The following is a 22,892-nucleotide window of genomic DNA, read 5'->3' on the forward strand; positions in this document are numbered from 1 at the left end:
CCGCGGCGTACCGCTCAGAACAGGCGCAGCTTGTCGTCCTCGATGCCCCGCATCGCGTCGTAGTCGAGCACCTGGCAGCCGATGCCCCGGTCGGTGGCGAGGACCCGGGCCTGCGGCTTGATCTCCTGGGCGGCGAAGACACCGCGCACCGGGGCGAGATGGGGATCGCGGTTGAGCAGCTCCAGATAGCGCGTCAGCTGTTCCACGCCGTCGATCTCGCCGCGCCGCTTGATCTCCACCGCGACGGTCCGCCCCTCGGCGTCCCGGCACAGGATGTCGACCGGGCCGATCGCGGTCATGTACTCGCGGCGGATGAGGGTGTAGCCCTCGCCCAGGATCTCGATACGGTCCGCGAGCAGCTCCTGGAGGTGCGCTTCCACGCCGTCCTTGATCAGGCCGGGATCGACGCCCAGTTCGTGCGAGGAGTCGTGGAGGACTTCCTCCATCGTGATGATGAGCTTCTCGCCCGCCTTGTTGACGACGGTCCAGACGCCGTCGTCCTCGCCGGTGCCCTCCTTCAGCGTGCAGGGCGGCGACATCCAGTTCAGGGGCTTGTAGGCCCGGTCGTCGGCGTGGATCGAGACGCTGCCGTCCGCCTTGACCAGGATCAGACGGGGTGCCGACGGCAGGTGCGCGGTGAGCCGCCCGGCGTAGTCCACGGAGCAGCGGGCAATGACGAGACGCATGGTCGGCAACGCTACTCGACCGACCGGGGTCGAGGCGATTCGCCCTCCGGGCCACCTCCACAGCAGCCCCCCGAGACCCGTGCGGCGCGTCCTGAATCTCCTGGAAAACGCGTGTTCGGCGGTGGCCGATTACCGGCCCACAGGAAGTTCCCCATCCGGGCATTCTCCTGGTGCCGTCACGGTCCGTTGCTTACGGTATTGAACGGGAGGTCGCGAACTGTGTACGCAGCGTGCCCGATGTCGCGCACTCCCCTATCTGTCAGGCAACCCCTGCTCGTTGGGGGTGCGAGAGGAGAACCCATGTCGCTCGACGTCTCACCGGCCCTACTCGAACAGGCCGAGCGAGGCGAGGTCGACGAAGCTGACTTCGTCGACTGCGTCCGGACCTCCCTGCCCTACGCGTGGGAGATGATCAGCTCCCTGGTGGCCCAGCTGAAGGTGGACGGCGGCGAGTTCGCCGACAACCAGACGCCCCCGCCGGACGAGCAGGCACGCGGTCAGCTGCTGCGTGCGCTCGCGAGTGACGCGATACGCGGCGCGCTGCAACGGCACTTCGGTGTACGGCTGGCCTTCCAGAACTGCCACCGGGTGGCCGTGTTCCCGGTTGACTCCTCGGTCGACGAGACGCTGGCCCGCTTCACCTCGGTGCGCAATCAACTGCTGAACCAGTCGCCGGAACTGCGCGACTGCTGACGCGCCATCGTTTGCTTGCCGCTCCGTACGCGGGAGGTGCGGTTTTTGTACCGGGGCGGCAAGCCTCCGTGGACCTCTGCTCGCTCAGGCGAGTTGGGGAAGCACCTCGGCCCCGAGCCGCCGTACGTTCTCCTCCGTGGCCGCCAGGTCGCCGGACCCCTCGACGAGCAGGGCGAAGCGGGAGATGCCCGTCCGCTCGCTGGTCGCGGCGAGCCGGTCGGCGCACAGCCGGGGTGTGCCCACCGGGTGCAGCCCGCAGAGCAGTTCGGTGTACGCCAGCGGGTCGCGCATCTGCCGCTGCCGCCCGTCCACGGTGACATGGGCCTCCAGCCCGTGCTTCAGCCAGCCGGGCATGGCCTTCAGCAGGGTCTCCGCCGCGTCCGTGCGCCGGTCCGCGATCTGGCAGACGCCGGCCGAGACATGGGCCGCGCGGTGGATCTCCCCGGCCGGCCGTCCGCACGCGCGCGCGTGCTGCCGCCACAGGGAGACCATCTCGGCCTTCTCCTCGTCCCCGATGTGCATGCCCAGCAGCATCGGCAGCCCGCGCTCGGCGGCCAGCCGCACGCTCGCCGGGGAGGTGCAGGCGACCACCACCTCCGGGCCCTCGGTCTCGGTCAGGGCCTCCGACGGGCGCGGGACGACCGGCACCTCACGGAAGCGGTACCGCTCGCCGTCCGCCCCGACGGACGGTTCGCGCAGCCAGCGCACCAGCAGATCGAGTGATTCCGGGAACGCCTTCTCGTACGCCTCGAGGCCGGCGCCGAACACCTCCAGGTCGACCCACGGCCCGCCGCGCCCGACACCCAGGGAGAACCGGCCGCCGCTCGCGATGTGCAGCAGCGCGGCCTGTTCGCCGAGGGCCACGGGATGGACGGTGGGCAGCACGCTGACCGCCGTACCGACGCGCAGCCTCTGGGTGCGGCCGAGCAGTAACGCGGCCAGGGTGACGGCGGACGGGCACGTGCCGTAGGGCACGAAGTGGTGCTCCGCCAGCCAGACCGAGTCGAGGCCCGCCTCCTCGGCGGCCTCCGCCGAGCGGACCGCGCGGTGCAGCGCCTCTCCCTCGCCCTGCCCGGGGAACTGGGCGGCCAACACGAAACTTCCAACGCGCATTGCTTTTTCCTGCTTCCTTGGCTCCGACGCGGAGCTCCCCCGCAGGGCATAACCGCGCGACACGTGCCGAGGACACGGCCGGGCGAGCGATTTTGCGGATTGTCTGCAGAATGAGCCGTTGCCGAGGGGCGCCGCATCGCCACGAAGGGGACTTGTGACGATTGGTGGCGTACGCGTACCCCTGCCCGTGCCGCGTAGGCTGGACGCGGCCCCAGCATCCTGTATAGCCCCGTGAGGTGTCCTGTGTCCCCGCGTCGCAACCGACCGAAGGGAGCCGGTTCGTCCGGCCGGAGCGCCGAGGAGGACCGTTCCGGGCGCTACGGCGGCTGGCAGTCCGCGGAGAGCTGGCAGGGCGAGCAGTGGAGCGTGCGGCACGTGGCGGGCGCCAGCGCCCAGGGCAAGGCCTACCGCTGCCCCGGCTGCGACCAGTTGATCCCGGACGGAGTGCCGCACGTGGTGGCCTGGCCGGAGCACTCGGGCGTCGACGAGCGCCGCCACTGGCACAAGGCGTGCTGGAACGCGAAGGACCGCCGCACCACGCGGGTGCAGCGGTCCCGTAACGCGCCGAAGTTCTGACCGGTCCTAGACGTCCCGCTTCTCCAGCAGCGCGAAGGCGCCGCCGAGCGCGGCCCCCGTGACGACCAGCATGATCCACAGCGGGTCCCAGCCGGACGGGCCGGACTCGGTGAGGGAATTGGCGTAGAAGATGCTCATCTGGTTCGGGATGGAGTACTCGAACAGCGCCTGCTGCACGTCCTGGAGCGAGGACGAGAACATGAACAGCGCGATCACCAGCGGGGCGAGCACGGCACCGATCATGATGGTGATGGCGCCCGCCGAGTGCCGGACGACCGAGCCGATCGCCAGCGACAGCGTGCCGAGCAGCGCCAGGTAGAGCGAGACGCCGACCGTGCCCTTCAGCCACTCCTCGCCGGAGGGGTCCTTGGCGTTGTACCCCTCCAGCATCGCCACGTGCAGGAAGCCGATGAGCGTGGCGCACACCAGCGTCACCACGAAGGCGATCAGGAAGAACACCAGGGCCTTCGCCGCCAGCACGCGTCCGCGTGAGGGACAGGCGACCATCGTGGTGCGGATCATGCCCGTGCCGTACTCCGAGGCGGTGGTCAGCACGCCCAGCGTGATGATGCACATGGCGCCCAGCAACAGTCCGAAGAAGCCGAGGGACAGCGGGCTCTCGCCGCCCAGGTCCGGGTCGGAACTGGCGACCACGAGCCCGGTCAGCAGACCGATGCCGACCACCAGCAGGACGAACACGCCCAGCGTCCACATCGTGGAGCGCACGGACTTGATCTTCGTCCACTCGGAGGCGAGCGCGTGCCCGAGGTGCGTGCGCACCACCGGGATCGGCGAGGTGTAACCGGGGTACGGGGAGTGGGGCGCCGCCTGCCAGTCGGGTGCGGCGCTCTGCGGCATCGGGGGCGGGGGCGTGCTCATCGGGCGTCCTCGGGCTTGGTCAGGTCGGCGGCGGGGGCGGACGGGGGCGCGGCGGCCGGCGGCGCGGCCGGAGCCGGGCCCTGCGGCGCCTGCGGAGCGGACTGCGCGTACGGGTTGGGCGCGGGGACGCCCGGGGCCGCCCCGGGGGCGCCCGGAGCGCCGTAGGGGCCCGCGGGGGCCTGCACCGGAGCGCCCTGCGGTGCCGGAGCCGGGAAGGGCTGCCCGCCCTGCTGCGGCGGCGGAGGAGGCGCGTACCAGCCGGGCTGGCCCTGCCCCGGAACCGGCATCGGCGGCTGCATGCCCGGCGGCAGGGGCTGCTGGAGCCCCGCCTTCTGGTCGATGGTCGACCGGTAGTCGACGGCGCCCTGCGTCATCCGCATGTACGCCTCCTCCAGCGACGCCTGGTGCGGCGACAGCTCCCACAGCCGTACGTCGCTGTCGTGGGCGATGTCACTGATGCGCGGCAGCGGCAGTCCCGTCACCCGCAGCGCGCCGTCCTGCTCCGGCAGCACATGACCGCCGGCCTCGGTGATCGCGGCGGACAGCTTCTCGCGCTGCTGCGGCTCGGAGTCCGGCGTGCGCACCCGCGCGAAGTCGGCGGAGTTGGCGGAGATGAAGTCCGTCACGCTCATGTCGGCGAGCAGCTGTCCCCGGCCGATGACGATGAGGTGGTCGGCGGTCAGGGCCATCTCGCTCATCAGATGGGAGGAGACGAAGACCGTGCGGCCCTCCGCGGCCAGCGACTTCATCAGGTTGCGCACCCAGAGGATGCCCTCGGGGTCCAGGCCGTTGACGGGCTCGTCGAACAGCAGCACCTGGGGGTCGCCGAGCAGCGCGGCGGCGATGCCGAGCCGCTGGCCCATGCCCAGGGAGAAGCCCTTCGACCGCCTGCGCGCCACGTCGTGCAGGCCCACGACCCCCAGCACCTCGTCCACGCGGCGGGCCGGGATGCCCGACAGCTGGGCCAGGCTCAGCAGGTGGTTGCGGGCGGACCGGCCGCCGTGCACCGCCTTGGCGTCCAGCAGCGCACCGACCTGACGGGGGGCGTTGGGCAGCTTGCGGTACGGATAGCCGCCGATCGTGACCTGACCCGCGCTGGGGTTGTCCAGGCCCAGGATCATCCGCATCGTCGTCGACTTGCCCGAGCCGTTGGGGCCCAGGAAACCGGTGACGGCGCCGGGACGCACCTGGAAGGAAAGGTTGTACACAGCGGTCTTGTCGCCGTACCGCTTGGTCAGGCCGACTGCCTCGATCATGCTCCGCACCCATCGAAAGGTTCAGGACAGCAGGGCGCACGCCCCCGTAAGGGTTAGGAGGATATCCGGGCGCTGACGGTTCCGCCCAAGGCCGGGTAAAAACCGGCCCCGGGCGTCACTCACTGGGCGTCGCGCCTCTTCAGCAGCACGTAACCGCCCACGAGCGCGGCGGCCACCCACAGCGCCATGATGCCCAGCCCGCCCCAGGGACCGTAGGGGGTGTCGTCGTCCGGGGGCTGGACCACCTGCATGATCTTGCTGCCGGCCTGGTCGGGCAGGAACCGGCCGACCTTCTTCGTGGCGTCGACGTTGCCGAGGATGTTGGAGATCAGGAAGAAGAACGGCATCAGGATGCCCAGCGACAGCATGGGGGAGCGCAGCATCGCGGCGACGCCCATGGAGAACAGCGCGATCAGCGTCATGTAGAGACCGCCGCCGATGACCGCCCGCAGCACCCCGTCGTCGCCGATGGAGGCCTTGTGCTCGCCGAGCATGGCCTGGCCCAGGAAGAAGGCGGCGAAGCTGGTGGCCATGGAGACGACGAGGGCGAGCGCGGTGGCGACCGCGAGCTTGCTGAACAGGAAGGTGCCGCGCTGCGGCACGGCCGCCAGCGAGGCGCGGATCATGCCGGTGCTGTACTCGTTCGAGACCACCAGCACCCCGAACACGATCATCGCCAGCTGACCGAGACTCATTCCCGCGAAGCTGATGAACGTCGGGTCGAAGGCCGCCCGGTCCTGCGCGCTCAGCGAGTCGAACTCGTTCTTCGACAGGGCCGAGATCAGCATGCCGAGCGCGATGGTGACCACCACAGCCAGCGACAGTGTCCACACGGTGGACGCCACCGACCGGATCTTGGTCCACTCCGACCGTACGACCTGCGTCGCCGTCATGCCGCTCAGCCCTTCGTCCAGCTCGCGCCCCACTGCTGCTGCGGGGGTGCGGGCGTGCCGGTGCCGGTGCCGGTGTGCGCGTGGTACTCCACCGACTCCGCGGTCAACTGCATGAACGCCTCCTCCAGGGAGGCCTGCTGCGGGCTCAGCTCGTGCAGCGTCAGCTGGTGGCGGGCCGCCAGCTCCCCGACGGCCTCGGCCGTGGACCCGTCCACCTCCAGCGCCCCGTCACCGCTCTCCGCGGCCGTCATCCCGCCCCCGTGCAGCACGTCCAGCAGCCGCTCCCGCTGCGGACTGCGCACCCTCACATACGAGCGTGAGTTGCGCGCGATGAAGTCGGCCATCGAGGTGTCGGCGAGCAGCCGGCCCTGCCCGATGACCACCAGGTGGTCGGCGGTCAGCGCCATCTCGCTCATCAGATGGGAGGAGACGAAGACCGTACGGCCCTGGGCGGCGAGCGACTTCATCAACGTGCGGATCCAGTGGATGCCCTCGGGGTCGAGGCCGTTGACCGGCTCGTCGAACATCAGGATGCGCGGGTCGCCGAGCAGCGCGGCGGCGATGCCGAGCCGCTGGCCCATGCCGAGCGAGAACCCCTTGGCCTTCTTCCGCGCCACCGCCGTCAGCCCGACCGCGTCCAGCACCTCGTGCACCCGGCGCGGCGGGATGCCGTTGCTCTGGGCGAGGCACAGCAGATGGTTGTAGGCGCTGCGCCCCGGGTGCACGCCCTTCGCCTCCAGCAGCGCCCCGATGTACGTCAGCGGGTCCTTGAGCCGGTGGTAGTGCGTGCCGTCGATCCGCACATCCCCGGCGGTCGGGTGGTCCAGGCCCAGGATCATCCGCATGGTGGTCGACTTGCCGGCGCCGTTCGGACCGAGGAAGCCGGTGACGATGCCCGGCCGGACGGTGAAGGTCAGGGCGTCGACCGCCACCTTCTCGCCGTACCGCTTGGTCAGCCCCTCGAGCTCGATCATGCGGCCACGCTAGAACGGGACAAAGCCCTCTGCCACCTCAGTGGCAGAGGGCTTCGCCGACGTGCGGTCGCCGTTACCGGGACTGCTGGGCCGGAACCCCGCGGGAGATCGGCTCGTCCTCGGCGGCGGGCGCGCCGGTCGCGGCCACCGCGGCACCGGTGAGCGTCGCCAGCATCTCGCGGACGTTCGTCAGCTGGGCGTTGATGGAGTCGCGGCGGTTGGTCAGCGCCGCGAGCTCGCGCTCGGATTCCGAACGGATCCGGTCCGCCTTGGCGTTGGCGTCGGCCACGATGTCCTCGGCCTGGCGCTGCGCGGTCTCCACCGTCTGGCGGGCGCGGCGCTCGGCGTCGGTGCGCAGCTTCTCGGCCTCCAGGCGCAGCTGCTCCGCGCGGTGCTCGATCTCCGCCAGGCGCTTCTCGGCCTTGGCCTGACGCGAGGCCAGGTCACGCTCGGACTGCTCGCGGCGCTTGGCGAGGTTCGTCTCGAAGTCGGCGGCGGCCTGCGCGGCCTTGGCGCGGGTCTCCTCGAAGAGGGCGTCCGCCTCCTCCCGCTTGGACTGCGCGTCCTTCTGCGCCTCGGAACGCAGCTGGGACGCCTCGCCCTTGGCCTTCTCGACGATCCGGACGCCCTCGTCCTCCGCCTTGGCCTTGCGCTCGGCGGCGTACGACTCGGCGTCGTTGCGCACCTGCTGGGCGGCCGACTCGGCGAGCTCGCGGTGCTGCTCCGCCGCGCGCCGGGCCTCCTCGCGCAGGTCCTTGGCCTCCTCCTCGGCGAGTCGGAGGATCTTCTCCACGCGCGCGCCGAGACCCGCGTACGACGGCTCGGCGTCGTTGACCTGGGCCTGGGCGTTCTGCGTCTCGAGGTGGAGCTCTTCGATGCGCTTTTCCAGAGCGGTGATGCGGGCGAGAGCGCTGTCACGGTCGGAGACGAGCTTGGAGATACGTTCGTCCACCTGAGCGCGGTCGTACCCACGCCGCACAAGCTCGAAGCCGTAGGGGGAAGTGTCGCTCATGGGGTTCCTGTCGAATGAGACCGGTGAGGTGATAGGTGGAATCCTAGGGGCCGAAGCGCTGTGTCATCGAGCGGATGCACGTTTGATACGGAGAATGACACCCCTTTTGAGTGGCTCGCCGCCGGAAGGCTTGCCAAAGCCATGGTCAAAGCCCTCACCGTACAAGGGTTTTGGTCCGGTTTGCTAGCTATCGGATGACTTGCCACTCGTACGGGTAGCACCCGCGGCGGCCCCCGCCTTGACCCCGTTGTCCTTGCCGCCCGCCGGCGCCTCGAAGGACTCCAGCGCCTCCAGCACATCCTGCACGCGGGAGATCTCCGCGTTGATGTCCTCGCGGCGCCGCACCAGCACCTCCAGCTCGCGCTTGCCCTCCTCGACCGTGCGCCGCGCCTCGCGGACCGCCTCGGCCTTCAGCTCCTCGGCCTCCTTCACGAGCGTGGCCTTCTTCTGCTCCGCCTCCTTCAGCAGACCCTCGGCCTTCTTCACGGCGGCGATCCGCACCTTGCCCGCCTCGGAGTTGGCCTCGGACACGATCTCCTTGGCCTTCGCCTCCGCCTTGGCGAGCTGCTCCTCGGCGGCCTTGATGAGCGCGTCGCAGCGGTCGCCCGTGGACTTCATCGTCTCCGACGCCTCACGGCGGGCCCGCTCGTGCAGCTCCTCGATCTCACCGGTGATGCGGTCGCGCAGCTCCTCGGCGCGCTCCCTGATCTGCGTCGCGTCCCGGCGCGCGCCGACCAGCAGCTCGTCCGCGTCCGCACGGGCCTTCTCCACCCGCGCGTTGCCCTCGACGGTCGCCTCGGACACCAGCCGCTCGGCCTCGGTGCGGGCCGCACCGACCATCGTGTCCGCCTGCGACTCGGCGTCCGCCGTCGTCTTCTGCGCCTGCTGCTGCGCCTCGGTGAGCAGCTTGTCCGCCTCGGCGGTGGTCTCCGTGATGAGCGTGTCGACCTGCTCGGCCGCCTCCGAACGCCGCTTGTTGGCCTCCTTGCGGGCCTCGTCCAGCGTCCGCTCGGCCTCCTCGCGCGCGGTGGCCACCAGCCGCTCGGCGTCCGACTCCGCCTCGGACCTGACCCGCTCGGCGTCCTGACGGAGCCGCTCCGCGTGCGTCTGCGCCGACCCCACCGTCTCCGCGGCCTCGGCCCGCAGCCGCTCCGCGTCACCGGTCGCGTCCGCGATCAGCTTCTCCGCCTTGGCGACCGACTCGGAGCGCACCCGCTCCGCCTCGGCGGCCGTCTCGGCCCGCAGCCGGTCGGTCTCCGTGATGGTGTCCTCGGTGAGCCGCTCGGCCTCGCCGCGGGCCTCCGTGATGAGCGTGTCCGCCTGCGTCGCCGCGTCCGAACGGATCCGGTTGGCGTCCTCGCGGGCCTCCGCCCGGGTGCGCGCGGCGGCCTGCTCGGCCTCGGCGACGGCGTCCGACGCCTCCGTACGCAACCGCTGGGCGTGCTCGGACACCTCCGCGCGGATCCGTTCGGCCTCCGTGATCGCCTCCGAGACGGTGCGCTCGGCCAGCGACTTGGCGGCCTCCGTCTCCTCGTGCGCCTCGCGCCGCAGCCGGCCCGCGTCCTCGCTCGCCCGCTCCCGCTCCGCGTAGGCGTCGGCGCGGACCCGGTCCGCCTCCTCCTCGGCCTCGCGGCGCGTACGGTCCGCCGCGTGCTCGGCGGCGGAGCGCAGCCCGGCGATCTCCTCCTGCGCCTGCTCGTGCAGCCCCGCGACGGAGTCCCGCACCTGCTGGGCGTGCTGCTCGGCCGCCGACACCATCTCCGTGGCGCGCCGGTCCGCCTCCTCGACCAGACGCACGGCCTCGGCCTGCGCCTCCTCCACACGGGTGCGCGCCGAGGCCAGCAGCTCCTCGCTCTGCCCGCGCGCCCGCTCGCGCTCCTGGTCGGCCTCCTGCCGGGCCGCGCCGAGGAGTTCCTCGGCCTCGCGCCGCCGCCGGGCCGCCTCCTCCTGCGCGGCGGCCAGGGCCTCGGACGCCTCCGCGCCGATCCGCTCGGCGGCGGCCTGCGCCTCCGCGCGCATCCGGTCGGCGCTGTCCTGCGCCTCCGACTTCAGCCGCTCCGCCTCGGCCGCGGCCTCCGAACGCAGCCGTACGGCGACGGACTCGCCCTCCGCGCGGGAGGCCGACGCGTCGGCGGCCGCCTCGTCGCGCAGCCGCTCGGCCTCGGCCTCCGCCTGCTGCTGGAGCGTACGGATCCGCTCGGCGGCCTCGCCGCGCAGCCGCTCGCTCTCCTCGGCCGCCTCACGGCGGATCCGGCCGGCCTCCTCGCGCGCGTCGCTCAGCGCCTGCTCGGCGGCGGCGAGCCGCTCCTCGGCCTCCGTGTGCAGCCGGGTCAGTTCGTCCGCGGCCTCCGCGCGGCGGGCCTCGACGGCCCGCTCGGTCTCCTCGCGCAGCTCGCGCGCGGCCCGCGAGGCGTCCTCCCTGAGCGCGTCGGCCTGCTCGACGGCCTCCGCGCGGTGCCGCTCGGCCTCCTTGCGCGTGCGGTCCAGCGTCTCCTCGGCCTGCCGGCGCAGCGTGGTGGCGCGCTCGATGGCCTCGGTGCGGACCTTCTCGCTGTCCGTCTGCGCGGTCGAGCGCAGCTCGTCGGCGTCCGCCTTCGCCTTGGCCAGGAGCTCCTCGGCGGACTTCGCCGCCTCCTCGATCTGCGCCACGGCCTCCTTGCGGGCCTCCGCGCGGATCCTCTCGCCCTCGGCGACCGCGTCCGCGCGCAGCTGCTCGGCCTCGCCGCGCAGTCGGCGCGCCTCCTCCTGCAGCTCGACCGTCTTGGCGCGGTACTCCTTGGTGTCGTCCTTCGCCGCGCCCTTGAGCTGCTGGGCGATGTCGTGCGCCTCCGCGCGCAGCCGGTCGGCCTCGGCCTCGGCCTCCCTGCGGATGCGCTCGGCCTCCTCGGCCGCCGCCTTCGTGGTCTGCTTGGCCTCCTCGGACGCCTTGTTGAGCACGTCCTCGGCGGTCTTGGCCGCCTTGGACAGCTGGGTGGCGGACTCCTCGGCGGTGAGCGTGCGGGCCTTCTCGGCGGCCTCCGCGACGATCTTCTCGGCCTCGGCGCGGGCGTCGGCGACCAGCTGCTCGGCGTCCGCCTTGGTGGTCTCCGCCTCCTTGGTGGCCTCGCTGACCAGCCGGGCCACCTGCTCCTTGGCGGTGCGCGTACGGGTCTCGTTGGCGGCCTCGGCGGAGGCGAGCGCCTTGGCGGCGGCCTCCTTCGCCTCGGCGACCACCTTCTCCGCCTCGGCGCGCGCCTCGCGCAGCGCGCTCTCGGCCTCCGTCATGCGCTGCTCGGCGGCCTTGGCGAGCTCCTGGGCCTCCCGGCGGGCCGACTCCGACTCGGTGGCCGTGGACGTCCGTACCTGCTCGGCGCGCTCGGTGGCCTCCTGCGCCTCCGTGGTGGCGGTGGTCAGCAGCCGTTCGGCGTCCGCGCGGGCCCGGCGCAGCAGCTGTTCGGCCTCCGCGCGGGCCGACTCGGCCTCGCTCTGCAGCCGGCGACGGGCCTCGGCCGTCAGCCGCTCGGCCTCCTCGCGGGCGGCGGCCATGGCCTGCTCGCGCTCCGCGCGGGTCTCCTCCATGAGCCGGCGGGCCTGCTCCTCGGTGCGGGCCCGCAGCTGCTCCGCCCACGCCACGTTCTCGTTGACGTGCGACTCGACGGTCTGCCTGCGCTCGGCCAGCTCCTGGTCGAGCTGCTGGCGCCGGGTCACCGCCTCCTGGTGCAGCTCCGCCTGCAGCCGGGCCGCCTGCTCCGCGTGCTCCTGGAGGATCCGCTGGGTCTGCGCCCGGGCCTGGCTCAGCTCCCGCTCGGCGTCCGCACGGAGCTGGTCGGCCTGCAGCTGGGCGTTGCGCAGCAACTGCTCGGCCTGGTAGCCGATGTCGCCGCCGTCGTACGCGGGCCGGGACATGATGGTGCGCCGCGCCTCGTGCAGCTTGGCGCGCAGCACCTCGACCTGGTAGCCGAGGTCCTCGGCGTGCTGGATCGCCTTTTCCCGCTCGGTCTTCAGCCGCTTCATCTCGGCTTCGAACCGAGAGAGGTGGTCGACGTCAGCCGCCGGCTCTCGCTCCTGGCTCTCGTAGCCCCGCACTGCGCGGTCCCATCCGTCCCCTGGTCGCAAGTTTGGCCGAGCTCCGTCCAACCGCCGAACGGGGCCCCCGGGGGAATGGTGTCAGATCAACGGCGGAGCATGGGCTGCTGCCCCGCGCTCGCCCCCCGAAACCCGGACCCCGGCGATCCCGCCGTCAGGGACGACGGGACTCGGTCACCACGCATGGAGCGGCGACCAGACCCAACCCTACCGGCCCTTATGTACGTGGGTCAGTGGTCGGACGACTCAACGGGCGCCGAAGTGACCAGTTCTGTCAGTACGCCATGGCAGTCCTTGGGGTGCAGGAAGGTGATCCGTGACCCCATGGAGCCGCGCCGGGGCTCTTCGTACAGAACGCGTACGCCCTTCTCCTTGATGTCGGCCGACTCCGCGTCCACATCCGCCGTACCGAAAGCGATGTGGTGGACGCCCTCGCCGTTCTTCGCCAGCCACTTGGCGACGGTGGAGTCCTCCCGGGTCGGCTCGAGCAGCTGCAGGTAGGAGGCCCCGCCGTCCGGGGTGTCGTTGATCTTGAGCATGGCCTCGCGCACGCCCTGCTCCTCGTTGACCTCGGAGTGGAACACCTCGAAGCCGTAGGTGGCCCGGTAGAACTCCACTGTCTTGTCCAGGTCGAAGCAGGCGATCCCGATGTGGTCGATTCGCGTCAGCATGGATTCAGTGCAGCGCCTCCGGGGCGGTTACGCAACGTGCGCGCGATCACACCGAAAGGCCGATGACGGGGTCCACCGCACGTCAGTACATTCGAAGTAAACCCTCGTTCACTCCTCGGCTGTGCAGCCGGAAGGGGATCGCAGCTCATGTCTTCCGCAACTTCCGCATCATCCGCAGCGAACGGCACGACCTCCGTCATCGTCGCGGGCGCCCGCACCCCCATGGGACGGCTGCTCGGCTCGCTGAAGTCATTCTCCGGAGCCGACCTCGGCGGCTTCGCGATCAAGGCCGCCCTCGACCGTGCGGGGATCGGTGGCGACCAGGTCCAGTACGTGATCATGGGCCAGGTGCTCCAGGCCGGGGCGGGGCAGATCCCGGCCCGCCAGGCAGCCGTCAAGGCCGGCATCCCGATGAACGTCCCGGCGCTCACGATCAACAAGGTGTGCCTCTCCGGTCTCGACGCCATCGCGCTCGCGGACCAGCTGATCCGCGCGGGCGAGTTCGACGTGATCGTCGCCGGCGGCCAGGAGTCCATGACCAACGCCCCCCACCTGCTGCCGAAGTCCCGCGAGGGCTTCAAGTACGGCGCGGTGCAGATGCTCGACGCCATGGCGCACGACGGTCTGACGGACTCCTTCGAGAACATCGCCATGGGCGAGTCCACCGAGAAGCACAACACCCGTCTCGGTATCGCGCGTCCCGAGCAGGACGAGATCGCCGCCCTGTCCCACCAGCGTGCCGCCGCCGCGCAGAAGAACGGCGTCTACGAGGCCGAGATCACCCCGGTCGAGATCCCCCAGCGCAAGGGCGACCCCGTCCTGTTCAGCAAGGACGAGGGCATCCGCGGCGACACCACGGCCGAGTCGCTCGGCAAGCTGCGCCCGGCCTTCTCGAAGGACGGCACCATCACCGCGGGCTCCTCCTCGCAGATCTCGGACGGTGCGGCGGCCGTGGTCGTGATGAGCAAGGCCAAGGCGCAGGAGCTGGGCCTGGAGTGGATCGCCGAGATCGGCGCCCACGGCAATGTGGCCGGCCCCGACAACTCCCTCCAGTCGCAGCCGTCCAACGCGATCCGGCACGCGCTGAAGAAGGAGGGCCTGGAGGTTTCCGACCTCGACCTCATCGAGATCAACGAGGCTTTCGCCGCGGTCGCCGTCCAGTCAATGAAGGACCTGGGCGTTTCCATCGAAAAGGTGAACGTCAACGGCGGCGCCATCGCCCTCGGTCACCCGATCGGGATGTCCGGCGCGCGGCTCGTGCTGCACCTGGCGCTGGAGCTGAAGCGGCGCGGCGGTGGTGTCGGTGCGGCGGCGCTGTGCGGCGGCGGCGGCCAGGGTGACGCGCTGATCGTGCGGGTACCCAGGGCCTGAGCCCGGTTTTCCTACTGGTTTCCTCTGGTTTCCTCTCGTGAACGGAGCTGTGATGCAGGACGTCTCCTCGCTGGTCGCCCAGGCCAGGGAAGGCAGGCCACGGGCCGTGGCCCGGCTGATCTCCCTGGTGGAGGGGGCGTCCCCGCAGCTCAGGGAGGTCATGGCGGCCCTGGCGCCGCTCACCGGCAACGCCTACGTGGTCGGCCTCACCGGCTCCCCGGGCGTGGGCAAGTCGACCTCGACCTCGGCCCTGGTGACCGCGTACCGCAAACAGGGCAAGCGGGTCGGCGTCCTGGCCGTCGACCCGTCCTCCCCGTTCTCCGGAGGCGCCCTGCTGGGCGACCGCGTCCGTATGTCGGAGCACGCCTCCGACCCGGGCGTCTACATCCGCTCCATGGCCACCCGCGGCCACCTGGGCGGCCTCGCCTGGGCCGCGCCGCAGGCCATCCGCGTCCTGGACGCGGCCGGCTGCGACGTGATCCTGGTGGAGACGGTGGGCGTGGGCCAGTCGGAGGTGGAGATCGCCTCCCAGGCCGACACCTCCGTGGTGCTGCTGGCCCCCGGCATGGGCGACGGCATCCAGGCCGCCAAGGCCGGAATCCTGGAGATCGGCGACGTCTACGTCGTCAACAAGGCCGACCGCGACGGCGCCGACGCCACCGCCCGGGAGCTGAACCACATGCTCGGCCTGGGCGAGTCCCGCGCCCCGGGCGACTGGCGCCCCCCGATCGTCAAGACGGTCGCCGCCCGCGCGGAGGGCGTCGACGAGGTCGTCGAGGCCCTGGAGAAGCACCGCGCCTGGATGGAGGAGCGGGGCGTCCTGACGGAGCGCCGGCTGGCCCGGGCCTCCCGCGAGGTGGAGACCATCGCGGTCACGGCCCTCCGCGAACGCATCGGCGACCTCCACGGCGACCGCCGCCTGGGCGCACTGGCGGAACGCATCATCGCCGGCACGCTGGACCCGTACCACGCGGCGGACGAGCTCGTGGAGGGCCTGACAACCACCCCGCCCGGCACCCCACCCAGCCCGTCCGGCCCACCCAGCCCGTCCGTCTGAGGACGAGGCCCGAAGGGCCGAAAGGGGGGTCTGGGGCGCAGCCCCAGGGACCGGAAGGGGAGGGAAGGGGCGGCGGGGGCGAAAACACCTAGGGTCTGTGTGGAGTTGTGATCAAGGCTGCGATCCGAGGTATCGGATCCAGAGGAGGCCAGCGCATAATTCGAGTCCGGCCTGGTAGCTTTCAGGCTTCTTGTCGTAGCGGACGGCGAGACCACGCCAGTCCTTGATCTTGTTGATGGTGCGTTCGACGCTGTTGCGGAGCTTGTACATCTGCTTGTCCCAGGTGACGGGCCGTCCGCCGCGTGAGCCCCGGTTCTTGCGGTGGGCGGCCTGATCCTTCTTCTCGGGGATGACCGCTTTGATTCCATGTTTACGCAGGTGGGAACGGTTCTTGCGGGACGAGTACGCCTTGTCGCCCGCGACTGCGACCGGCCGGGTGCGGGGCCGGCCGACCGGGCCGGGGACGCGGATCTTGTTCAGGACGGGGATGAACTGCGGACTGTCCCCGGCCTGCCCCGCAGTGATCTTCAGCGAGAGAGGCAGGCATTGCGGCACGCAGGACAGGTGCGTCTTCGTGGTCAGTCCGCCGCGGGAACGCCCCAGGTCGGCGGCGGCGAGTCGGGCCTGGCGGCGACGCCTCACGCGTCGTCGTTCTTCCCGCTCCGGGTCCAGTTGCCCGTCTTGTTCCTGGCCGGCGCCCCTTTTTCCGCGGCGGCCTTCTCCAGTGCGTCAAGGGTCTCGGGCTCCACGATCATCCCGGCAGCATCATGATGGGCCCGGACCGTGGTCGAGTCCACGCTGACCAGCGACAAGTCCACCAGGCCCCGCTTCGCCGCCTCGGCGATCGCCCCCTGGAACACCGCGGTGAACACCCCGGCATCCCGCCACTGCCGAAACCGGCCGTAAACGGTGGACCAGTGCCCGAACCGTTCGGGCAACTCCCGCCATTTCGCCCCGTTCCTGAACCGCCACACGACGCCCTCGAAGTGCGCCCGCAGGTTCTCCGGGTACGGCCCGTACTCACCGACCGGCAGGAACGGGGAGATGAACTCCCACTCGGCATCCGAAAGTTGAGGTCGAGACACCCCACCGTTCTACTCCAAAGGCCCCGACCCTCCCGAGCCGGGGCCCCACGAGATCACAACTCCACACAGGCCCTAGTCGTCGTCGGAGTCGCCCCGGTCGGCGCTGACCGCACCGCTGCTCACGTCGACCCGCCAGTCCCGCTCGTCACCGGAGGAGGCCCGCGTCTCGGCCTCCCACCCCCGGTCGCCGTCGTCATCGAGGTCCACGGAGACCACCGTCCCCTTGGCGGCAGCCGCCTCCGCGGCCTCCTGGGCCGACACCGAGGCCCCCTTCAACGCGGCCCGCACCTCACCGGCGTCGTCCTCGTCGTCCTGCGAGGCGCCGAGGACCTTGCCGCTGCCCGGGTCGACGCGCACGCTGTGCCAGGTGTCGCCGCGGCCGAGAACCTCGACCTCCCAGCTTCCGTCGTCGTCCAGCTCGGCGGAGACGGCCGTACCCGGCGTGTGCTTCAGCGCGGCGGCGATGGCGTCGGCGGCGCTCACGTCACCGGAGACGGCACGCTCGTCACGGTCGTCGTCCTGCCCGTCGTCGTCCCGCGCGTCGTCGTCCCCGGCCCGGGTCTCCGTCTGCGTCACAGGCGCCGACGTGTCGTCGTCCCCCGAGACCGCGATGGCTGTCGCCGTCCCGCCGCCGACCAGAGCCGCGGCCGTGACGACGGCGATCACGATGTTGCGCTTCATGCTGGTTCCTCCCGAGCTGCTTGGTTTTCGACGACTTCACTCTCGCCGACGGACGCTGAGCGCAACCTGAAGCCGCCTGAAGTGATCTTCAGCTTCCCTTTGCCACCCTGGACCCATGCGCCCGCCCGTCTCCCACCACCACCCTGCCGGAGGCGCTTCGCGCCGCCCCTTTCGATTCTTGATCGTCGAGGACGAAAAACGCCTCGCCCTCTCCCTGGCCAAGGGCCTCACCGCCGAGGGCTACGCCGTGGACGTCGTCCACGACGGCCGGGAGGGGCTGCACCGGGCCACGGAGGGCACGTACGACCTGCTGATCCTCGACATCATGCTGCCCGGCCTGAACGGCTACCGCGTCTGCGCCGCCCTGCGCGCCGCCGGACACGACGTGCCGATCCTGATGCTCACGGCCAAGGACGGCGAGTACGACGAGGCCGAGGGCCTGGACACCGGCGCCGACGACTACCTCACCAAGCCGTTCTCCTACGTCGTCCTCGTCGCCAGGATCAAGGCACTGCTGCGCCGGCAGAGCCCCGGCGCCTCCCCGGTCCATGTGCACGGCGACCTCAAGGTCGACACCGCCGCCCGCCGCGTGTACCTGGGCGAGGACGAAGTGACGCTGACCGCCAAGGAGTTCGCGGTCCTGGAGCACCTCGTGCTGCGGGCCGGCGAGGTGGTGTCCAAGGCCGACATCCTGGAGCACGTCTGGGACTTCGCCTATGAGGGCGACCCCAACATCGTCGAGGTCTACGTCAGCGCCCTGCGCCGCAAACTGCGCGCCGGACTCATCCGTACCGTGCGCGGTGCCGGCTACCGGCTGGAGTCGGCGCCGTGAGCCGGCTGTTCGGCTCGGTCCGCGCACGGGCGACGCTCGGTGCGGTCCTCGTCGTCGCGGTGGCCCTGGTCGCGGCGGGCACCGCCGTGCTGCTGTCGCTGCGCTCCAATCTGATCGGGGAGGCGGGTACCGAGGCGGAGCGCTCCGCGCGGGCGGTCGCCGCCGAACTCGCCGCCCGGACGCCGTACGACAAGCTCTCCGGCCTGGACACCGAGGGCCGGCCGGTGCAGATCGTCGACGAGGACGGCACCCTGGTCGCGGCCTCCGAGGACCTGGAACGGATCACCGGCACGGCGACGCCAGACGTGACGCCGGCGCCGTCGCCGCCCGGCGATGACGGCGACGATGACGACGACGCGGACGACTCCCGCGACGACTCGCGTGACGACTCCGGTGACGACGACTCCGGCGAGTCCCTGGACGTCGGAGAGATCGCCCGCGGGGTCACCTTCGAGAACGGCTCCGCGACGATCGACGGCGACAGCGAGGACTACCGCTTCGCCGCCGTCGAGGTGCAGACCCCCGACCGGGGCCGGCTGACGGTCCACGCGGGTGCCCCGCTCGCCGCCGAGCACAGCGCGGTGAGCACCGCGCTGACCGGGATGCTCATCGGCCTCCCCGTCCTGCTCGGCGTGGTCGCCGGCGTGACCTGGCTGGTCACCGGGCGTGCCCTGCGTCCGGTGGAGGGCATCCGCCGGGAGATGGCCGCGATCACCGCCTCCGAGGATCTGGCCCGCCGCGTGCCCGAACCGGCGACGCACGACGAGATCGCCCGCCTGGCCCGCACCACCAACGCCACGCTCACCGCGCTGGAGGCGTCCGTGGAGCGGCAGCGGCGGTTCGTCGCCGACGCCTCGCACGAGCTGCGCAGCCCGATCGCGTCGCTGCGGACGCAGCTGGAGGTGGCCGCGGCCCACCCGGAGCTGCTCGACCTGGACGGCGCCGTAGAGGACACCGTGCGGCTCCAGCAGCTCGCCGCCGATCTGCTGCTGCTCGCCCGGCTGGACGCGGGGGAGCGGCCCGCCGACGCGCGGGTGGACCTGGCCGCACTGGCCCGTGAGGAGGCCGCCGGGCGTCCGGGTGTGACGGTGGACGCGGAGCCGGCGGAGGTGACCGGATCGCGGGGACAGCTCGGCCGTGTGCTCGCCAACCTGCTGGACAACGCCCGGCGGCACGCCCGCGAGCGGGTCACCGTGACCGTGCGGCGGGAGGGCGCGTGGGCGGTGCTCGGGGTGGCCGACGACGGCGAGGGTGTGGCCGAGGCCGACCGGGAGCGGATCTTCGAGCGGTTCGTACGGCTGGACGCGGCCCGCAGTCGCGACGACGGTGGCGCGGGACTGGGGCTGGCGATCGCGAGGGACGTCGCCGTACGGCACGGCGGGACGCTCACCGCGGGTGCGGCGCCGGCCGGCGGAGCCCTGTTCGAACTCCGCCTGCCGCTCGCCCGCACGGGCTGAGGGCCGTCAGGAACGCCCTCTCTGGCCCCGCAGATGCTCGGCGATGGGCTTCAGCGCCTTGTCGAGTTCGATGAGCGCCTCGGGGGCGAGCAGGTCGATGAAGTGCCGGCGCACGGACGCCACGTGGTGCGGCGCGACCTTCTGCATGGTCTCCATGCCGTGCTCGGTGAGGACCGCGTACAGTCCGCGGCGGTCGGACTCGCAGTTCTCGCGCCGGACCAGGTTCGCGTTCTCCATGCGGGTGATCTGGTGCGAGAGGCGGCTCTTGGACTGCATGGTGGCGGAGGCGAGGTCGCTCATCCGCATCCGCCGGTCCTCCGACTCGGACAGGTTCACCAGGATCTCGTAGTCGTTCATTGTCAGGCCGAACGGCTGCAGATCCTTCTCGAGCTGGTAGGTCAACAGCTTGTTGACCTCCAGGTGGGTGCGCCAGGCGCACTGCTCCGCATTGGTCAGCCAGCGGGTGGCCGTCTCGGTCTCCATGAATGAAGTCTACCTAAGGAAGTTGAAAGGCGAACTAATAGGGCTTCCGTGTGACATCGCGGTCAGGCGTTCGATGTCACACCCCGCACACTACCGCTCACAGCCCGAAGCGACGCTGGAGGTCTCCCAGCTGTCCGGGAAGACGCGGTGCCCCTGCCCCCTGCCCCTGGCCGCCCGGAACCCCGCTCCCGGGTACCCCCGGCTCGTGCGGGGTGACGCCCGTGGCCTGCTCCGCCATCAGCGTCTCGGACGACTGGAGCAGCACCGTGCCCGCCCCCACGAACTCGAACTGGTGCTCCTCGCCGGAGGCCCCGCCCAGGCCCGTCATCGCACGTAGACCGCCCATGACGCCGGTCATGTAGCCGTGGTCGTAGTGGTGGCACGGGGACGGGCAGTCCGCCCAGCCGACCAGCGCCTGCGGGTCCACCCGGATCGGCGGCTCCATGAACACCACCGGACCGTTGGACGCGGCGACGAACTTCCCGGTTCCGATCAGGGTCAGAAAACCCGGCACGATCGACTGCTTCAGCGACAGACTTGGCTGAAAAGCTAGCAAGTTGCCCGAGCGAATGGTCAGGTTGCCGTCCTCGAGGTCGTACGAATTCACATCGAAGGCCCGGTCGGCGAGGAGCATCTTGCCCGAGCCCTCCGCCACGACCCAGTCGCTCGCGTGCAGAGGCGAATGGAACGACGTACGGACAAGTCGGTCGAGTCGCCCGTGTCCGATGCCGTTGAACTCGATCGAGCCGTAGTAGGCGATCATCTTCCCCTTCTGCATGAACCACTGGGTGCCCTTGAGCTCCACGCAGAAGGTGTAGTGATCGACGTTGTCGTCGGACGGCAGCGTCATCGGGTCGTGCACAGGGCTGCTCACAGCTTCTCCTCCGATGCCTGGACGTACACGGCACCGCTGCCGCTCAGCTCCAACTGGAAGGCCTCGCCGGAGCCGCGGCCCACCATGTCCCGCCAGCCGAGGGCGGTCGACAGCTTGTTGCGGACGTCGCCGTGGTGGGCGACGTAGGCCTGGGGGTCGACGTGCACGGGCCGCTGCGGGGTGATCGGCACCTCGATCACTCCTCCGTGGGCCATCACGGCGACGGCGCCGTGCCCCTTCAGCGACGTGGTGAACAGCCCCTGCCCGGAGACCTGCCCGCGGACCATGCCCATCACCCCGCCCTGGGAGCCGAGGAACACCGTCCCCTGCTCCAGCGTGCCCTCGAAGGCCAGCAGGCGGTCGGCCTCGACGTACAGCGTGTCCCCGGCGAGGCTGATCACCTGGATGTGATGGCCGCCGTGCCCGAACAGCACCGTGCCACTGCCCTCGACGGTCATCAGGGGCGTGTCCTCGTTGGCCACGCGCCGGCCGATCATCGACATCACCCCGCCCTGGCCGCCGGCCGTGTTCGGGGTGAACGAGACCTCGCCCTTGTACGCGAGCATCGCGCCGCGCTGGCTGAACAGCCGCTGACCGGGCGCCACGGTGGCCTCGATCATCTTGGAGTTGATCTCCCGGAAGCCCATGTCAGACGTCCCCCGCGATCGTGTTGCGCTCACTGGGCTGGACGTAGACCACCCCGTCGCCCTCGAAGCGGATCTGGAAGGCCTCGCCGCCGCCCTCGCCCATCAGCGTGCGGAAGGTCACACCCGACTGGAACGACTGCCGCAGATTCCCCTGATGGGCCACATAGGCTCCCGGATCCACCGTCAGCGGGTACTGCGGGCTGACCCGGAGCAGCACGGCCGGACCGTCGGACATGATCGCCGCCTGGCCGTGCCCCTCGATCGTGGTCGTGAACAGCCCGTTGCCCTGCGAGGCCCCGCGCAGACCGGTGAACGTGGTCCCGGTGCGCAGCCCCCCGTCCGTCGCCAGCAGATTGCTGGACTCCACGTACAGCTTGTCGCCCTGCAGCCCCACCAGATTGATCTCGGAGGCCCGGTCCGCGAAAAAGCAGGTCCCGTGCCCCTTCACCTCCATCAGTGTCATCTGCTCACCCGTGAGCCGCCGGGTCACCATCCCCCGCAGGCCCTCACCGCCACCGCTGAGCTTCTTGAAGGCCATCTCGCCGTCGTACGCGACCATGGAGCCGTTCTTCGCCTTCACGGAATCCCCGGTCATGTCGACGGCGAGCACCTTGCTGCTCTGAAGTCGGAACATCGCCACGGTTGCGACGGTAGCGGCCCCTTTGCCCCGCCGACAGATCCCCGAGGCGGAGTCGCACCCCGAGGGAACCCCGATGGTCCCCCTTACGGACCCCCTCCCGTGATCGCGTACGGGGTTTGCCACAATGGACGCGCGCTTGTGCGTGTGTTCACAAGCCGTCCGAACCGTCGACGCCGACGTCTCTCCCACCGAAGGTGATCCGTGGACATCAAGACCGCCACCGCCCTCCGCCGACTCCGCCTGGTCTCGGGCCCCGAAGCGATCTCGTTCCTGCTGCTGCTCGTCTGCTCGGTCCTGAAGCGGACCACGGACTTCAACGCCGTCCCGGTGATGGGCGCGGTCCACGGTTTCCTCTTCGTCCTGTACGTGCTCTTCTGGGCGGACGCCTGGAACCGCGCCAAGTGGCCGTTGAAGACCGCCGCCTTCTACTTCCTCATGTCGGTCCTGCCCACCGGCGGCTTCTTCGCCGACCGCCGGCTCAAGCGTGAGGCCGAGGACGCGGTGATCGCCTCCCGTGCGCGCACCGAGGGAGTCGTGAACGCGTGATCGTCGCCTTCTCCGTGACGCCGCTGGGCGTCGGCGAGGACGTGGGGGAGTACGTCGCCGACGCCGTACGGGTGGTCCGCGAGTCGGGGCTGCCGAACCGCACCGACGCGATGTTCACCTCGGTCGAGGGCGAGTGGGACGAGGTCATGGACGTGGTGAAGCGCGCCGTGGCCGCGGTCGAGGCACGCGCGCCGCGCGTCTCGCTCGTCCTCAAGGCGGACATCCGCCCAGGTGTGACGGACGGCCTCACCTCGAAGGTGGAGACGGTGGAACGGCACCTGGCCGAGTAGCCGTGGGCAAGGGCCGCGTCCCGGGACCCAGTGGCGCCGCGTTTACCGGCAGGCCCACCGGGTCCCTTCATGCATCCGCTGCCCGCTGCTACCGGCCGGGCCTCGTGCCCG

At 71.1% G+C, this 22,892-nt stretch carries 22 protein-coding genes and 1 pseudogene; 8 read left to right on the forward strand and 15 right to left on the reverse strand.

Translation table 11 applies throughout. The annotated features are described in order from the left end of the window. Nucleotides 1-14 precede the first annotated feature (14 nt). Complete coding sequence (nucS, locus tag ACZ44S_RS11730; RefSeq protein ID WP_466927290.1) at nt 15-686, reverse strand: endonuclease NucS; 672 nt, start codon at nt 684-686, stop codon at nt 15-17. 300 nt (nt 687-986) lie between these two features. Here nucS and ACZ44S_RS11735 point away from each other — a divergent pair, with 300 nt between their 5' ends. After that, a complete protein-coding gene (locus ACZ44S_RS11735; RefSeq protein ID WP_466927293.1) occupies nt 987-1,379 on the forward strand; it encodes an SCO5389 family protein in 393 nt (130 codons plus the stop codon). A gap of 84 nt (nt 1,380-1,463) precedes the next feature. On the opposite strand, the gene ACZ44S_RS11740 is transcribed toward ACZ44S_RS11735, so the two are convergent. Beyond that, complete coding sequence (locus ACZ44S_RS11740; protein WP_466927295.1) at nt 1,464-2,492, reverse strand: LLM class flavin-dependent oxidoreductase; 1,029 nt, start codon at nt 2,490-2,492, stop codon at nt 1,464-1,466. A gap of 243 nt (nt 2,493-2,735) precedes the next feature. On the opposite strand from ACZ44S_RS11740, the gene ACZ44S_RS11745 reads away from it, so the two are divergent. Continuing rightward, nucleotides 2,736-3,068: an ATP/GTP-binding protein gene (locus tag ACZ44S_RS11745; RefSeq protein WP_190161641.1), complete on the forward strand. Its 333-nt coding sequence runs from the start codon at nt 2,736-2,738 to the stop codon at nt 3,066-3,068. 6 nt (nt 3,069-3,074) lie between these two features. On the opposite strand, the gene ACZ44S_RS11750 is transcribed toward ACZ44S_RS11745, so the two are convergent. The 7 genes from ACZ44S_RS11750 to mce all read right to left on the reverse strand — a co-directional run bounded on the left by ACZ44S_RS11750 (nt 3,075) and on the right by mce (nt 12,818). Then, entirely contained in the window at nt 3,075-3,947 is an 873-nt protein-coding gene (locus ACZ44S_RS11750) for an ABC-2 transporter permease (protein WP_466927298.1), read from the reverse strand. Beyond that, a complete protein-coding gene (locus tag ACZ44S_RS11755) occupies nt 3,944-5,203 on the reverse strand; it encodes an ABC transporter ATP-binding protein (RefSeq protein ID WP_466927301.1) in 1,260 nt (419 codons plus the stop codon). The genes ACZ44S_RS11750 and ACZ44S_RS11755 overlap by 4 nt, the downstream gene beginning before the upstream one ends. Before the next feature lie 119 nt (nt 5,204-5,322). Then, nucleotides 5,323-6,096, reverse strand: a complete 774-nt coding sequence (locus ACZ44S_RS11760) for an ABC transporter permease (protein WP_466927304.1) — start codon at nt 6,094-6,096, stop codon at nt 5,323-5,325. Nucleotides 6,097-6,101: 5 nt separating this feature from the next. Beyond that, nucleotides 6,102-7,070 (reverse strand): ABC transporter ATP-binding protein, encoded by a 969-nt coding sequence (locus tag ACZ44S_RS11765; protein ID WP_466927307.1) that lies wholly within the window; start codon nt 7,068-7,070, stop codon nt 6,102-6,104. A gap of 73 nt (nt 7,071-7,143) precedes the next feature. Continuing rightward, nucleotides 7,144-8,082 carry a coiled-coil domain-containing protein gene (locus tag ACZ44S_RS11770; protein WP_190161646.1) on the reverse strand — a complete coding sequence of 313 codons (939 nt, stop codon included), beginning with the start codon at nt 8,080-8,082 and terminating at the stop codon, nt 7,144-7,146. Nucleotides 8,083-8,265: 183 nt separating this feature from the next. Beyond that, entirely contained in the window at nt 8,266-12,147 is a 3,882-nt protein-coding gene (gene scy, locus ACZ44S_RS11775; protein WP_466927310.1) for a polarized growth protein Scy, read from the reverse strand. 230 nt (nt 12,148-12,377) lie between these two features. After that, the gene (gene mce / locus ACZ44S_RS11780; RefSeq protein ID WP_466927313.1) at nt 12,378-12,818 is read right to left on the reverse strand and encodes a methylmalonyl-CoA epimerase; all 441 of its coding nucleotides are present in this window, start codon (nt 12,816-12,818) and stop codon (nt 12,378-12,380) included. Between the two features lie 147 nt (nt 12,819-12,965). Here mce and ACZ44S_RS11785 point away from each other — a divergent pair, with 147 nt between their 5' ends. Together ACZ44S_RS11785 and meaB are read left to right on the forward strand one after the other, a co-directional pair. After that, complete coding sequence (locus ACZ44S_RS11785) at nt 12,966-14,189, forward strand: acetyl-CoA C-acetyltransferase (RefSeq protein WP_466927315.1); 1,224 nt, start codon at nt 12,966-12,968, stop codon at nt 14,187-14,189. Between the two features lie 52 nt (nt 14,190-14,241). Beyond that, a complete protein-coding gene (gene meaB, locus ACZ44S_RS11790) occupies nt 14,242-15,246 on the forward strand; it encodes a methylmalonyl Co-A mutase-associated GTPase MeaB (RefSeq protein WP_466927318.1) in 1,005 nt (334 codons plus the stop codon). Between the two features lie 111 nt (nt 15,247-15,357). Here the strand turns inward: meaB and ACZ44S_RS11795 are convergent. Continuing rightward, nucleotides 15,358-16,331 (reverse strand): annotated as a pseudogene (locus tag ACZ44S_RS11795) (IS5 family transposase). 72 nt (nt 16,332-16,403) lie between these two features. Continuing rightward, entirely contained in the window at nt 16,404-17,012 is a 609-nt protein-coding gene (locus tag ACZ44S_RS11800) for a PepSY domain-containing protein (protein ID WP_466927321.1), read from the reverse strand. Between the two features lie 115 nt (nt 17,013-17,127). Between ACZ44S_RS11800 and ACZ44S_RS11805 the strand changes: the two genes are divergently transcribed. Both ACZ44S_RS11805 and ACZ44S_RS11810 read left to right on the forward strand, forming a co-directional pair. Next, nucleotides 17,128-17,844: a response regulator transcription factor gene (locus tag ACZ44S_RS11805; RefSeq protein ID WP_466927325.1), complete on the forward strand. Its 717-nt coding sequence runs from the start codon at nt 17,128-17,130 to the stop codon at nt 17,842-17,844. After that, on the forward strand, nt 17,841-19,301 hold the full coding sequence (locus tag ACZ44S_RS11810; protein WP_466927328.1) for a sensor histidine kinase: 1,461 nt from the start codon (nt 17,841-17,843) through the stop codon (nt 19,299-19,301). The genes ACZ44S_RS11805 and ACZ44S_RS11810 overlap by 4 nt, the downstream gene beginning before the upstream one ends. Nucleotides 19,302-19,307: 6 nt before the next feature. Here the strand turns inward: ACZ44S_RS11810 and ACZ44S_RS11815 are convergent, their stop codons facing one another. The 4 genes from ACZ44S_RS11815 to ACZ44S_RS11830 all read right to left on the reverse strand — a co-directional run bounded on the left by ACZ44S_RS11815 (nt 19,308) and on the right by ACZ44S_RS11830 (nt 21,939). Beyond that, entirely contained in the window at nt 19,308-19,784 is a 477-nt protein-coding gene (locus tag ACZ44S_RS11815; RefSeq protein WP_466927331.1) for a MarR family winged helix-turn-helix transcriptional regulator, read from the reverse strand. A gap of 97 nt (nt 19,785-19,881) precedes the next feature. Beyond that, on the reverse strand, nt 19,882-20,634 hold the full coding sequence (locus ACZ44S_RS11820) for an AIM24 family protein (RefSeq protein ID WP_466927490.1): 753 nt from the start codon (nt 20,632-20,634) through the stop codon (nt 19,882-19,884). Nucleotides 20,635-20,654: 20 nt separating this feature from the next. After that, nucleotides 20,655-21,305: an AIM24 family protein gene (locus tag ACZ44S_RS11825; protein WP_190161655.1), complete on the reverse strand. Its 651-nt coding sequence runs from the start codon at nt 21,303-21,305 to the stop codon at nt 20,655-20,657. A 1-nt stretch (nt 21,306) separates the two neighbouring features. Beyond that, entirely contained in the window at nt 21,307-21,939 is a 633-nt protein-coding gene (locus ACZ44S_RS11830) for an AIM24 family protein (protein ID WP_466927493.1), read from the reverse strand. A gap of 207 nt (nt 21,940-22,146) precedes the next feature. Between ACZ44S_RS11830 and ACZ44S_RS11835 the strand changes: the two genes are divergently transcribed. Next, the gene (locus ACZ44S_RS11835; RefSeq protein WP_466927334.1) at nt 22,147-22,491 is read left to right on the forward strand and encodes a DUF3817 domain-containing protein; all 345 of its coding nucleotides are present in this window, start codon (nt 22,147-22,149) and stop codon (nt 22,489-22,491) included. Then, nucleotides 22,488-22,781, forward strand: a complete 294-nt coding sequence (locus ACZ44S_RS11840; RefSeq protein ID WP_062715249.1) for an MTH1187 family thiamine-binding protein — start codon at nt 22,488-22,490, stop codon at nt 22,779-22,781. The genes ACZ44S_RS11835 and ACZ44S_RS11840 overlap by 4 nt, the downstream gene beginning before the upstream one ends. Nucleotides 22,782-22,892 lie beyond the last annotated feature (111 nt).

Source organism: Streptomyces malachitofuscus (assembly GCF_055571035.1).

What these genes read in the sequence shown, in the direction of transcription:
- ACZ44S_RS11765 (WP_466927307.1), bottom strand. Translation starts at nt 7,070, where the DNA reads ATGATCGAGCTCGAGGGGCTGACCAAGCGGTACGGCGAGAAGGTGGCG.
- ACZ44S_RS11735 (WP_466927293.1), top strand. Translation starts at nt 987, where the DNA reads ATGTCGCTCGACGTCTCACCGGCCCTACTCGAACAGGCCGAGCGAGGC.
- ACZ44S_RS11830 (WP_466927493.1), bottom strand. Translation starts at nt 21,939, where the DNA reads ATGTTCCGACTTCAGAGCAGCAAGGTGCTCGCCGTCGACATGACCGGG.
- ACZ44S_RS11800 (WP_466927321.1), bottom strand. Translation starts at nt 17,012, where the DNA reads ATGAAGCGCAACATCGTGATCGCCGTCGTCACGGCCGCGGCTCTGGTC.
- ACZ44S_RS11815 (WP_466927331.1), bottom strand. Translation starts at nt 19,784, where the DNA reads ATGGAGACCGAGACGGCCACCCGCTGGCTGACCAATGCGGAGCAGTGC.
- ACZ44S_RS11740 (WP_466927295.1), bottom strand. Translation starts at nt 2,492, where the DNA reads ATGCGCGTTGGAAGTTTCGTGTTGGCCGCCCAGTTCCCCGGGCAGGGC.
- ACZ44S_RS11755 (WP_466927301.1), bottom strand. Translation starts at nt 5,203, where the DNA reads ATGATCGAGGCAGTCGGCCTGACCAAGCGGTACGGCGACAAGACCGCT.
- ACZ44S_RS11825 (WP_190161655.1), bottom strand. Translation starts at nt 21,305, where the DNA reads ATGGGCTTCCGGGAGATCAACTCCAAGATGATCGAGGCCACCGTGGCG.
- ACZ44S_RS11805 (WP_466927325.1), top strand. Translation starts at nt 17,128, where the DNA reads ATGCGCCCGCCCGTCTCCCACCACCACCCTGCCGGAGGCGCTTCGCGC.
- nucS (WP_466927290.1), bottom strand. Translation starts at nt 686, where the DNA reads ATGCGTCTCGTCATTGCCCGCTGCTCCGTGGACTACGCCGGGCGGCTC.
- ACZ44S_RS11750 (WP_466927298.1), bottom strand. Translation starts at nt 3,947, where the DNA reads ATGAGCACGCCCCCGCCCCCGATGCCGCAGAGCGCCGCACCCGACTGG.
- ACZ44S_RS11760 (WP_466927304.1), bottom strand. Translation starts at nt 6,096, where the DNA reads ATGACGGCGACGCAGGTCGTACGGTCGGAGTGGACCAAGATCCGGTCG.
- ACZ44S_RS11785 (WP_466927315.1), top strand. Translation starts at nt 12,966, where the DNA reads ATGTCTTCCGCAACTTCCGCATCATCCGCAGCGAACGGCACGACCTCC.
- ACZ44S_RS11820 (WP_466927490.1), bottom strand. Translation starts at nt 20,634, where the DNA reads ATGACGCTGCCGTCCGACGACAACGTCGATCACTACACCTTCTGCGTG.
- meaB (WP_466927318.1), top strand. Translation starts at nt 14,242, where the DNA reads ATGCAGGACGTCTCCTCGCTGGTCGCCCAGGCCAGGGAAGGCAGGCCA.
- mce (WP_466927313.1), bottom strand. Translation starts at nt 12,818, where the DNA reads ATGCTGACGCGAATCGACCACATCGGGATCGCCTGCTTCGACCTGGAC.
- ACZ44S_RS11770 (WP_190161646.1), bottom strand. Translation starts at nt 8,082, where the DNA reads ATGAGCGACACTTCCCCCTACGGCTTCGAGCTTGTGCGGCGTGGGTAC.